9 protein-coding genes and 2 pseudogenes are annotated in these 10,824 nt (G+C 71.8%); all 11 read right to left on the bottom strand.

Going from position 1 to position 10,824, the window contains the following annotated elements:
• A pseudogene (locus ACFWEE_RS28925) lies at positions 1 to 105 on the bottom strand (ABC transporter permease); the annotation flags it as partial.
• On the bottom strand, positions 102 to 1,211 hold the full coding sequence (locus ACFWEE_RS28920; protein ID WP_386893497.1) for an ATP-binding cassette domain-containing protein: 1,110 nt from the start codon (positions 1,209 to 1,211) through the stop codon (positions 102 to 104). The gene ACFWEE_RS28920 and the pseudogene ACFWEE_RS28925, both read right to left, overlap by 4 nt.
• A 105-nt stretch (positions 1,212 to 1,316) precedes the next feature.
• A complete protein-coding gene (locus tag ACFWEE_RS28915; protein ID WP_386893504.1) occupies positions 1,317 to 2,168 on the bottom strand; it encodes a DUF4097 domain-containing protein in 852 nt (283 codons plus the stop codon).
• A 110-nt stretch (positions 2,169 to 2,278) separates the two neighbouring features.
• Positions 2,279 to 2,794, bottom strand: coding sequence for a hypothetical protein (locus ACFWEE_RS28910; RefSeq protein WP_386893495.1), 516 nt, complete (start codon positions 2,792 to 2,794; stop codon positions 2,279 to 2,281).
• 234 nt (positions 2,795 to 3,028) lie between these two features.
• Complete coding sequence (locus ACFWEE_RS28905; protein WP_386893494.1) at positions 3,029 to 4,120, bottom strand: ABC transporter ATP-binding protein; 1,092 nt, start codon at positions 4,118 to 4,120, stop codon at positions 3,029 to 3,031.
• Positions 4,117 to 5,040, bottom strand: a complete 924-nt coding sequence (modB, locus tag ACFWEE_RS28900; RefSeq protein WP_386893492.1) for a molybdate ABC transporter permease subunit — start codon at positions 5,038 to 5,040, stop codon at positions 4,117 to 4,119. The genes ACFWEE_RS28905 and modB overlap by 4 nt, the downstream gene beginning before the upstream one ends.
• Positions 5,037 to 5,882, bottom strand: a complete 846-nt coding sequence (gene modA / locus ACFWEE_RS28895) for a molybdate ABC transporter substrate-binding protein (RefSeq protein WP_386893490.1) — start codon at positions 5,880 to 5,882, stop codon at positions 5,037 to 5,039. The genes modB and modA overlap by 4 nt, the downstream gene beginning before the upstream one ends.
• A 223-nt stretch (positions 5,883 to 6,105) precedes the next feature.
• Positions 6,106 to 6,504, bottom strand: coding sequence for a molybdopterin-binding protein (locus ACFWEE_RS28890; RefSeq protein ID WP_386893488.1), 399 nt, complete (start codon positions 6,502 to 6,504; stop codon positions 6,106 to 6,108).
• A 121-nt stretch (positions 6,505 to 6,625) separates the two neighbouring features.
• A complete protein-coding gene (locus ACFWEE_RS28885; RefSeq protein WP_386893486.1) occupies positions 6,626 to 7,690 on the bottom strand; it encodes a biotin/lipoate A/B protein ligase family protein in 1,065 nt (354 codons plus the stop codon).
• Between the two features lie 339 nt (positions 7,691 to 8,029).
• On the bottom strand, positions 8,030 to 9,082 hold the full coding sequence (locus tag ACFWEE_RS28880; RefSeq protein WP_386893485.1) for a YncE family protein: 1,053 nt from the start codon (positions 9,080 to 9,082) through the stop codon (positions 8,030 to 8,032).
• A 265-nt stretch (positions 9,083 to 9,347) separates the two neighbouring features.
• Positions 9,348 to 10,824: pseudogene (locus ACFWEE_RS28875) on the bottom strand (hypothetical protein); the annotation flags it as partial.

Raw genomic sequence — 10,824 nt, 5'->3', positions numbered from 1 at the left:
CGTGAGCAGCAGGTTCAGGGTGAGCGAGGGGTAGCGCCTGGCGTGCAGCAGGTTGCGGCGCAGCATCGTGGACGAGTCGCGCACGGCGAGGGAGAAGGTACTCATCGGGCGTTCTCCTCGGGGAGGTTCGGCTGGGGTCGTTCGCTCTGCCGGTCCGCCCGGCCCCGCTGATCCGCCTGGTCGGCGTGGTCCGGCCCGTCCGCCCGGTCGGAGTGGTCCGCCTGGTCCGGGCGGCTTTTTCGGCCCTGCTGGTCCGGCACGGCGCCGCCGGTGAGGGCGAAGAACACGTCGTCGAGGTCGGGGGTGTGGACGGTGAGTTCGTCGGCTTCGACGCCCGCGGTGTCGAGGCGGTCGAGGATGGTGCGCAGTGCGCGTTGGCTGCCGTCGCTGAGGATCTGGAGGGCGAGGGCGTCGTCGTCGCGGGAGGCGTCGGGCAGTGCGGTGGCGGCTTCGCGGTAGGCGGTGGGGTCGGTGAAGGCGAGGCGGACGTGTCCGCCGGGGACGAGGCGCTTGAGTTCTTCGGCGGTGCCTTCGGCGGCGATCCTTCCGTCGTGGAGGACGGCGATGCGGTCGGCGAGTTCGTCGGCTTCGTCGAGGTACTGGGTGGTGAGGAGGACGGTGACGCCGCCGGTGACGAGTGCGCGGATGATGCCCCACATGGTGTGGCGGGAGCGGGGGTCGAGGCCGGTGGTGGGTTCGTCGAGGAAGATGATCCTCGGGTCGCCGACCAGGGTCATGGCGATGTCGAGGCGGCGTTTCATGCCGCCGGAGTAGGTGGAGGCGGGCTTCTTGGCCGCTTCGGTGAGGTCGAACCGTTCGAGCAGTTCGGCGGCGATCCGCTTGCCCTCCGCCTTGGGCAGGTGGTGCAGGTCGGCCATGAGGAGCATGTTCTCCTCGCCGGTGATCAGTCCGTCGACCGCGGAGAACTGCCCGGTGACCCCGATCGTGGCGCGTACCGCCTGCGGGGCGGTCGCGAGGTCGTGGCCCGCGATCTGTACCTGTCCGGCCTCGGCGGTGAGGAGGGTGGAGAGGATCTTGACGACGGTGGTCTTGCCGGCGCCGTTCGGGCCGAGGAGCGCGAAGACGGACCCGGCCGGGATGCGCAGGTCGATGCCGTCGAGGACGGTCTTGTCGCCGTAGGACTTGCGCAGACCGATGGCGGAGACGGCGGCCGGGGACGGGTGGTCCGCACTTCTTCTGGATGTGGGCATGACAGGTTTCGGCATGGGAGGCCTCGCGGTCGTCAGGAGGGAGGTAAGGGAAAAAGCGGGTGAGGGGTGGGCGGGGAGGGCGGCCGGAGCCGGCCCTCCCCGCGGTCAGGCCGTGGCGCGGCGGACGTCGATGTTGCCGTGCCGGGTGCGTGCCCGGACCTTGACCGTGCTGTCGGCGCTGTCGGAATCGGCCGGCGCCTCGGACGCGGTGAGCGTGTTGCGTACCTGGCCCGAGCCCGAACTCGCGTCGAGCCAGGCGGCCGAGCCCTCCCGGATGCCGATCTCGATGGCGCCGTAGTTCGTCTCCAGCTGGAGCGTGCCACGGACCGCTTCACCCACGCGCAGGGTGCCGTGGGCGGTGGTGGCGGTGACGGAGTCCTCCGCGCGGTGGATCTCGATGTCGCCGTGGGCGCCGCTCACCCGCAGTTCGCCGGTCGCGGCCCGGACGGTGGTGGTGCCGTGCGAGTTCTTCAGTACGCCCGGCCCGTCGACGACCCCGACCCGCAGGCTCCCGGAGCTGGTGGTGATCTCGGCCCTGCCCTCGATCCGGTCCACGGTGATCGAGCCGTGAGACGCGGTCAGGTGGAGGGGGCCGGTCGTGTCGAGGCGTACGTCGCCGGACGAGGTCTTCACGCGGACCTCGCCGAGGCGCCCCTCGCCGAGCACCTGGGCCCAGGCGCCGGTCATGTCGACGCGCGAGCCCGACGGCAGTTCGACGGTGACGTCGACGACGCCGGTACGACCGAACAGGCCGGACTTGGGCGTCCTGATGGTCAGCGTGCCGTTCGCGTGCGTCACCTCGGTCTGACCGGCCGCCCGCACGTCCATGTCCCGCTTCGGGTCCCGGGGGCGTACCGCGACCACGGTGTCGAGGCGGGCGTCCGCCGTGAACTGGATGGAGCCGGCCTCCACGCGTGCGGTGACCGAGATCGCTTCAGGGGTGTCGAAAGAAGGCATGGCTGTCCCGTCCTCCGGGGTCTTGAGGTCGTCCCTGCTGGTGGGACGTGTCATGGATGAGGGATGTGCTGGTGTCTGCCCGCTCGGGAGGCGTCAGGCCGGGACCGGCTTCAGCGGACCCAGCCGGTGAAGCTCTGTCCGAGCGTCTGCGCCTTCTCCGTCGCGCGCGGCCGGCTGCCGTCGACGGCGGCCGACACGGCCCGCACGAGCCACGCGTTGACCGACAGGCCCTCGCGGCCGGCGGCCTCCTCGGCGCGGGTCTTGAGGTGGGCCGGCAGGCGCAGGTTGATGCGGGCGGTGCCGCCCTCGTCGCCGTCGGCGGGCGCCTGGGCAAAGACCGGCGGCTGCGAGGCGGGCGCGGCCTGCTCCGCGGGAGAGTCGGTGGGCGGTCGTGTCACCACGAAGTTTGGATCGAGTCCCCGCAGCCGTACGTCGACCGAGCCCGGGGCGAGCTCGCGGGTGACCTCGTCCATCGCCGCGGAGAGCACGTTGAGCAGGGTCAGCCGGGTCGCCGATTCCAGGGGGGCGGTGAGCCTCTCCGCCAGCTCGCGGGCTTCGTCGCCGCCGGCATCGGCGGCCACCGCGAGTTCGCGGCGGAGGGTGTCGACATACGGGGTGAGGTCCATGACGCCATGATGGCACCATTGTGGCGCCATGCGCAAGTGTGGAGGCGCCGGTTGCGGGGTGCGCTCCGGACGTACCGCCCTGACCTGCGGAAATGAGAGACGCCCTCGTAACTCGGTGGGGTGCTCGGGGGTGTCGGGTGGTGCCATGCGGCGCCAAGTGATGCCATGTGGCGCCACGCGGTGCCAGGCGGTGTCATGTGGCGCCAGGCGGTGTCATCGGTGCCGGGCGGTGCCTCAGGCGGGATACGCGTGGGTCTGGGCGGCCTTGACCGCGGCCCAGACCGTGGCGCCGGGGCGCAGGTCGAGTTCGGCGGCGGCGACCGTGGTGAGGTCGGCGGCGAGGGGGAGTTCGCCCGCGAGATCCGCGCGGATCTGGTCGCCGTGCGTCTCCAGCCCGTCGACCTCGCACCGCCAGAGGTTGCGGGCGCTGGAGCCGGTGGGGCGTTCCCGGTGCAGGGTGACCGCGTTCGGGGGGAACGCGACGAACACCGGTCCGGCGAGCTCCTCGGTGGTGGTGATCTCCGGACCGGCGTCGAGCCGGACGGTGTGGCCCTCGGCCTGCCCCCGGTAGAGGTTGAGTCCGACGAGCTGCGCGATGTAGTCGGTGCGCGGGCGGCGGGCGATGTCCGTCGGTGCGCCCTCTTGGACGACCTGGCCGCGCTCGATCACGACCAGCCGGTCGGCGAGCACCATCGCGTCCAGCGGATCATGCGTGACCAGCACCGCGACCGCCTCGAACTCGGCCAGGTGCCGCCGGAGTTGGGAGCGGACATCGAGGCGGGTGCGTGCGTCGAGCGCGGCCAGCGGCTCGTCGAGCAGCAGCAGCCGGGGGTGGGTCGCCAGGGCACGGGCGAGCGCGACGCGCTGCGCCTGGCCGCCGGAGAGGCGGCGCGGCTTCGCCCCGGCCCGGTCGGCCAGCCCCATGCGGTCCAGCAGCGCGGCGGCCTGGGCCCGCGCCTCGGACTTGGCGACGCCCCGGCAGCGCGGCCCGAAGGCCACGTTGTCCAGGGCCGACAGATGGGGGAAGAGCAGATAGTCCTGGAAGACGACTCCGACCGGACGCGACTCCGGCGGCGCGCCCGTCAACTCGGCCCCGTCCAGCCGCAGACGGCCCTCGGAGAGCGGAGTGAGGCCCGCGAGCGCACGCAGCGCCGTGGTCTTCCCGGCGCCGTTCGGTCCCAGCAGCGCGACGACCTCGCCGGGCCGGGCGCTCAGCTCCACGTCCAGGCGGAAGGCCCCCCGGTCCACGACGAGCCGGGCGTCGAGCCCTTCGGCCGGCGCCGGGGAGTCAGGAGCGTCGGAAGCGGACGCGGACGTAACCGTCATGACGCCGTCATCCAGCGGTCGCGCAGCCCCGCCAGCACCGCGATCGACACCGCCAGCAGCACCAGACTCAACGCGATGGCGGCCTCCGGGTCGTCCTGCAGGGCGAGATAGACGGCCAGCGGCATGGTCTGCGTACGGCCGGGGAAGTTGCCCGCGAAGGTGATCGTCGCCCCGAACTCGCCCAGCGCGCGGGCCCAGGCGAGTACGGCACCCGCCGCGATGCCGGGGGCGATCAGCGGCAGGGTGACCCGCCGGAACGCCGTGAAGCGGGAGGCGCCCAGAGTGGTGGCCGCCTCCTCGTACCGGGGGTCGGCGGCCCGCAGTGTGCCCTCCACGCTGATGACGAGGAAGGGCATGGCCACGAACGCCTCGGCCACGATCACCCCCGCCGTGGTGAACGGCAGCGTGATGCCGAACCAGGAGTCCAGCCACTGCCCCACCACACCGTTGCGGCCGAGCGCCAGCAGCAGCGCCACACCCCCCACCACGGGCGGCAGCACCAACGGCAGCGTCACCAGGGCCCGTACGAACCCGCGCCCGGGAAAGTCGGTGCGCGCCAGCACCCAGGCGAGCGGCACACCCAGCACCAGACTCACCGCGGTGGCGGCGGTGGCCGAGATCAGCGACAACTGGAGCGCCTGCCAGACCTCAGTACTGGACAGCTGCTCCGGCATGCTCCGCCAGGGAGCCCGTACGAGCAGCGCGACCATCGGCAGCAGCAGGAACACGAGGCCGAGCAGGGCGGGCAGCAGCAGCGGCAGCGGAACCCGGCCGCGCCGACCCGTGCCGCCGCCCCGGCCCGTATCGCGGTTCCGGCCGGTATCGCGGTTTTGTCCCGTGCTGTCGCCCCGGACGCGGCGAAGCCGTGACCGGCCCACCGAAGGGCCCGTCACGGCGTCGGACGCGGTCTGCCGCTTCACGGCTTGATGAACCCCGCCCCGGTCAGCACCTGCCGGCCCTCGGCGGACTGCACCAGCGCGATGAACGCCTTCGCCGCTTCGGCGTTGGGGGCGTTCTTCAGCAGCGCGATCGGGTAGTCGTTGATGGCGTCGGCGGACTCGGGGAACTCCACACCCTCCACCTTGTCACCCGCGGCCTTCACATCGGTCTTGTAGACCACGGCCGCGTCGGCTTCCTTGAGCTCCACCTTGGTGAGCGCACTCTTCACGTCCTGCTCGTAGCTGACGGGGGTGAGCTTGAGCCCGGCGGCGTCCAGGGCCTTCTGCGCGGCGGCGCCACAGGGCACCGTCTTGTCGCAGAGCACGACCTTCAGACCGGAGTCCGTGAGGTCCTTGAGGGTGGCGACCTTGTCCGGGTTGCCGGGCAGGGTCGCGATCTCCAGCTGGTTGCGCACGAATGTGGCGGGCGTGCCCACCGCGTCCTTCGCGTCGGTGACGATCGCCATCGTCTTGGCGCTGGCGGCGGCGAAGACGTCGGCCGGGGCTCCCTGGGTTATCCCGGCGGCCAGGCTGTCGCTGCCTCCGAAGTTGAAGGTGACCTTCGTCCCCGGGTGGGCCTTCTCGAACGTGGACCCCAGTGTCGTGAAGCTCTCCTTGAGCGACGCGGCGGCGAACACGGTCACCGTGCCGGAGAGCTTCGGGTCGGCGTCGGCGGACGCGGAAGCCGAGGCGCTTGCCGGGGTGGCGGTGGCGTCCGAGGAGGAGTCGTCGGAGGAGGAACAGGCGCTCAGCGCCAGCAGCGCGGCGACTCCCACGCCCGTCCACTGCAGGGTCCTACGGGTCCGGCGGGCGGAACGGGTCATCACGGGGTCTGCTCCCTCTGGTCGACGCGAATGCACGGACCGATCATACTGGCGCAGATACCAGGGGGAAGACCCGAATTACCTCGCAACAGCTGCGGTGCGGATGCTTCGGGTGGGGCATATGCGGTTCCCGAGCGTCGTCCGCGACCGTCAATTCCCGGACATGCGTCAGCCCCCGGGATCACGTGGTCCCGGGGGCTGGGGGAGGACGGGGCTGCTCGGATCAGACCCGGTCGATGTGCACGTTGGTCGACTTCACGCGGGCGGTGGCCTCCATGCCGACCTCCAGGCCCAGTTCCTCCACCGCCTCGCGCGTCAGCAGGGAGACCAGCCGGTGCGGCCCGGCCTGGATCTCGACCTGCGCGGCGACATCACCGAGCTTCACCGCCGTGACGATGCCCGCGAACGCGTTGCGGACGGAGGTGTACGGAACCTCGTCCTCGCCCCCGCCCGCGCTCCCGGCGACCTCGACGGAGAAGGCCGCCAGGTCCCCGCCGTCGATGAGCCGGCGTCCACTCTTGTCGCGGTGCGTGGCCACCCGGCCGGCGTCGGCCCACCGCCGTGCGGTGTCCGGGCTCACGCCCAGAAGGCGGGCCGCCTGGCCGATCGTGTAGGACTGCATGGGCGTCACGGTAGGTTCCCGGCCCGCGTGGACGCAAACGCGGAGGGTGCCTGCGGATACCGACCCCGTCGCAGGTCGGGCGGGCCGTGCCGGAGCCGGACGGGCGGTTCGGCGTCCGGGACTACGGCACGCGGGCGGTCCACTCGTCGCCGCTGTACTTGGTGGCGGCCAACTCCTCCGCCCGCGCGAGCTCGTCGGCCGTGACGCGGCCGTCGGTGAGCCCGTAGCGGTTGCGGAAGGAGTCGACCATCCGCTCGATGACCGTCTCGCGCGGCAGCCCCGTCTGGCGGCGGAGCGGATCGACCCGCTTCTTGGCCGACTTCGTGCCCTTGTCGGACATCTTCTCCTTGCCGATGCGGAGGACTTCGAGCATCTTGTCCGCGTCGATGTCGTAGCTCATGGTGACGTGGTGCAGTACCGCCCCGGGACCGCCCTTGGGCCCGGTCACCCGCTTCTGCGCGGCGCCCGCGATCTTCCCGACCTCGGTCGCGATGTCGTTGAGCGGCTGGTACCAGGCCTTGATGCCCATGTCGCCGAGGGCCGCGAGGACCCAGTCGTCGAGGTAGGCGTACGAGTCCGCGAAGGAGAGCCCCGAGACGAGGGAGGCCGGCACGGACAGGGAGTACGTGATGGTGTTCCCCGCCTCCACGAACATGGCACCGCCCCCGGAGATCCGGCGCACCACCCGTACGCCGTGGCGGGCCGCGCCCTCGGGATCGACCTCGTTCCGCAGGGACTGGAAGCTGCCGATGATGACCGCGGGGGCGCCCCACTCCCAGACGCGGAGCGTCGGCGCCCGGCGCCCGGCGGCCACCTCCTCGGTGAGTACCTCGTCGAGCGCCATGTGGAGTTCGGGGGACTGGGGGCCCTCGTGGATGAACTGCCAGTCGTAGTCGGTCCAGTCCGTGGCGTGGGCGAGCGCGCGCCGCACCGCCACCGCGATGCCCTCGGTGGTGATCCCGTACATCACCGTGCCCTCGGGCAGCGCCGCCTCCACCCGTGCGGCCAGTCCGGCGGCGTCGGTGTCCGCGGGCGCTCCTTCCAGGGCGGCGTCGACGGCCGTGATGGCCTCGTCGGGCTCCAGGAAGAAGTCCCCGGCGACCCGTACGTTGCGCAGGGCACCCGCTTCGACGTCCAGATCCACGACGACCAGCTTGCCGCCGGGCACCTTGTACTCACCATGCACGGCTTCGCTCCCCTCGGCGCGCGACGTGCTCCCCGAGCCTGATGCTCAGAAGTCCTCGAAATGCGCGCACATGCTCCGTATCGCACCTTAACGCTCACTCGTGCCGGGCGGCCCTGCGGCTTCCGGAGGGCGTACGGCCATCGCCAGGAGCACGCGCCGCGCGGCGGTTGCCGGAGGCCGTGAGGGGGCCCTGCCCGTGCTCCTCCGCGTCCCCCGCCACGGTCCGCGACGGCCGACGGCCCGCGCCCTTTGCCGGAGCGGTGGGGCACGGGCCGTCGGCCGTTCGGGCGTCGCGGTCACGGCCTTCCGGCCCGCGTGGCCGATGCCGGGACCGGGAGGTCAGTGACCCACGACGATGCGGTGGATCAGGTCCTTGCCGTCCGTGCCCGAGCCGGACTTGTCGACGACGTACGCGACGCCGTCCGCGACCGTGACGTGGTTCGGGTTGGCGCCCGTGGCGAGGGTCTCGACGACGGCGCCCTTCTTCGGGTCGACGACCGTCACGTTGGCGTCGGTGCGGTTGACGACCAGCACGCGGCCCGACTTCTTGTCGGTGGCGACGGCCAGCGGGCCGTTGCCGGTGGCGACGGTCGACGTGACGGCGCCCTTCTTCAGGTCGATGACCGAGAGGGTGCCGGCGGTCTGGTTCGCGGTGTACGCGGTCTTGCCGTTGGCGGACAGGGCGACCGAGATCGCGCCGTCACCGGCGGGGATGAAGCGCGGAGCCTTGTGCGGGGCGACCTCGATGACGCGGTCGTTGTTCAGGTCGGTGGTGTAGACCGCGCCGGTCTTCTCGTTCAGCGTGAGGCCGGTCGGGCTCGAACCCTCGATGGTGACGCGGCCCTTCTCCTTGAACGTCTTGGAGTCGAACGCGACGAGGCTCGCACCGGCGAAGCTGCTCGCCCACACCGTGTCGTGCTTCTCGTCCACGACGATGTCGCGGCCGTGCGCCACGTCCGGCAGGGTGGCGAGGTGCGCGCCGGTCTTCTGGCTGTAGACCGAGACCGTGTTGCTGCGGGTGTTGGTCGTCCACACGGTGTTGTGCTCGTCGTCCACCGCGACACCGTAGACGGCCTCGACCGCGCCGGTCGCCGCGTCCGTGACCGGCGGCACGATGGTCTTCTCGACCTTCAGGGTCCGCGGATCCACCTTCAGCAGGCTGGAGTTGGTGACCGGCGGGCGGCCCACGGCGGTGGTCGCCCACAGCACGTGGTTCCGCTCGGAGTACGAGGACTGGTACAGGCCCGTCGCCAGCGAGGCGGACGTGACGGTGGAGGCGGATCCGCCCTTGTGGGCCGTGGCACTGGCGGTCGCCGTGCCGGCCAGAGCCAGCGAACCGCCGACGGCGAGAACGATGGCGGTGCTGATGGAGCGGCGGGTTACAGACGTCATGCTGCGTCAATCTCCTTGACTGGTGCGCCTCTTGTGGCGAGGCGTTACTTAGAAGGTTAGCTTAGCCTTACCTAAGTTCTTCATATTTCGGGGTGGTGTGCGTCACAGTTCTCTGTGGCGGTGAACCTCCCGGGACCCAAACGCGTCGCGGGGCGCCGTGCGCGTCGAGGCGCACAACGCCCCGCGACGGTCCAGGGGTTGTTCAAGTGGGCCTTCCGCGGCCCTTCGTGGGGATACCGACTGCGTGACGCGGCGTCAGGCGTTGTCAGGCGTTGTCGGGCTGCGGCTGCGGCTGCGGCTGCTCCTGCTGCGGCTTGCGTCGGCGGAGGACGAAGGTCGTGGCGCCCGCCGCTCCGGCGGCACCGCCGACGGCTGCGGCTCCGGCCGCCCAGGCGATCGTCGCGTACGAAACCCCGGCCTCGACGCTCTGCACCGAGGCGGCGTTGACGGTCGCGTCGGTGGTGGTCGTCGCCGTACCCGAAGAGGGGGAGGACGGGGAAGTGGCGGCATCGGCGGTCAGGACGGTGAAGTCGACCTTGAGCGTCGTGGAGGGGTTCGGGGCGAGGAAGCGCAGCCAGTGCGCTCCAGGTGTCACCTCGGCCGGGATGTCGACGTCTCCCTCGAACGACCCCCCGGCGTCGATGTCCCACTGGCCGAGGATGGCGTCGTCGTCGAGCTTGATGGTGACGACCTGCGAGGCGGGGAAGTTCGCGACCTTGAAGTGCAGTTTCCCGCCCGGCTGGACCTCGCTGGCGGTGATCTCCGCCTTCGCCCCGCTCGCGTTGGTGGCGCTGGCGGGTGCGCCCGTGGCGGCGGGGACCGCCGCGGCCGAGCCGTCGACCGCGGCGGAGCCGGTGCCCGTCGTCCCGCCCGTACCGCTGGCGGTGGCCGAGGCGTCCGCGCCGGAGGTGACGGTGAAGCCGGCCTTCGTGCTGGTGGACGGGTTCGGGGCGAGGAAGCGCAGCCAGTGCGCGCCCTTGGTCGCGGTGGCGGGGACGGTGACCGTGCCCGAAAACGTGCCGTCCGCCGCGATGCCCCCGGGCCACTGCCCGATGATCTCGCCGTCGTCGAACTTCACGGTGATCTGCTGTCCGGCGGGGTAGCCCGTCAGCCGGAAGGACACCTTGCCGCCTGCGGCGACGCTCGAACCCGCGGTGATGGTGGCGGAAGTGGCGGAGGTGGCGGTGCCGTCCGTGGACGAGCCGGAGCCGTCCGTGGACGAGCCGCCGGTGCTCGTACCTCCGGTGCCGGTACCGGAGTTGCCCGTGCTGCCGGTCGATCCGCCCGTGGAGCCCCCGGTGCTGGAACCGCCGCCGCTCGATCCGCCGTTGCCCGAACCGCCCGTGGCGGACGAGGAGGTGACCGTGAAGTCGGCCTTCAGGCTGGTGGAGGGCTCCGGGGCGAGGACGCGCAGCCAGTGCGCGCCCTTGGCCGCGGTCGCGGGGACGGTGACGGTACCCGTGAACGTGCCGTCCGCCTTCACCGCGGCGGTCCACTGCTTGAGGATCGTCTGGTCGTCGAGCTTGACCGTGATGTCCTGGCCCTTCACGAAGCCGGACAGCGCGAAGGAGACGGAGCCGCCCGCGGCGACCTTGGTGGTGCCGAGCTGGATCCGCGGGGTGGCCGGCTCGGGCGTGGTGGGGGCCGCGGTGACGGTGAGTCCGGCGCTCTTGAGGCTGGTCTGCGGGGCGAGGAGGCGGAGCCAGTGGGCGGTGCCGGGGGTGGTGTCGGCGGGGATGGTG

Origin of the sequence: Streptomyces sp. NPDC060184, from assembly GCF_042728795.1 — a bacterium.
In the GTDB taxonomy this organism is placed as follows: domain Bacteria; phylum Actinomycetota; class Actinomycetes; order Streptomycetales; family Streptomycetaceae; genus Streptomyces.
The sequence above is the reverse complement of the archived record's forward strand: the minus strand, read 5'-3'. Positions and strand labels throughout refer to the sequence as shown.

Excerpts from the sequence above, each read along its gene's own strand:
- ACFWEE_RS28920 (WP_386893497.1), bottom strand. The coding sequence starts at position 1,211 with ATGCCCACATCCAGAAGAAGTGCGGACCACCCGTCCCCGGCCGCCGTC.
- ACFWEE_RS28915 (WP_386893504.1), bottom strand. The coding sequence starts at position 2,168 with ATGCCTTCTTTCGACACCCCTGAAGCGATCTCGGTCACCGCACGCGTG.
- ACFWEE_RS28910 (WP_386893495.1), bottom strand. The coding sequence starts at position 2,794 with ATGGACCTCACCCCGTATGTCGACACCCTCCGCCGCGAACTCGCGGTG.
- ACFWEE_RS28905 (WP_386893494.1), bottom strand. The coding sequence starts at position 4,120 with ATGACGGTTACGTCCGCGTCCGCTTCCGACGCTCCTGACTCCCCGGCG.
- modA (WP_386893490.1), bottom strand. The coding sequence starts at position 5,882 with ATGACCCGTTCCGCCCGCCGGACCCGTAGGACCCTGCAGTGGACGGGC.
- ACFWEE_RS28890 (WP_386893488.1), bottom strand. The coding sequence starts at position 6,504 with ATGCAGTCCTACACGATCGGCCAGGCGGCCCGCCTTCTGGGCGTGAGC.
- ACFWEE_RS28880 (WP_386893485.1), bottom strand. The coding sequence starts at position 9,082 with ATGACGTCTGTAACCCGCCGCTCCATCAGCACCGCCATCGTTCTCGCC.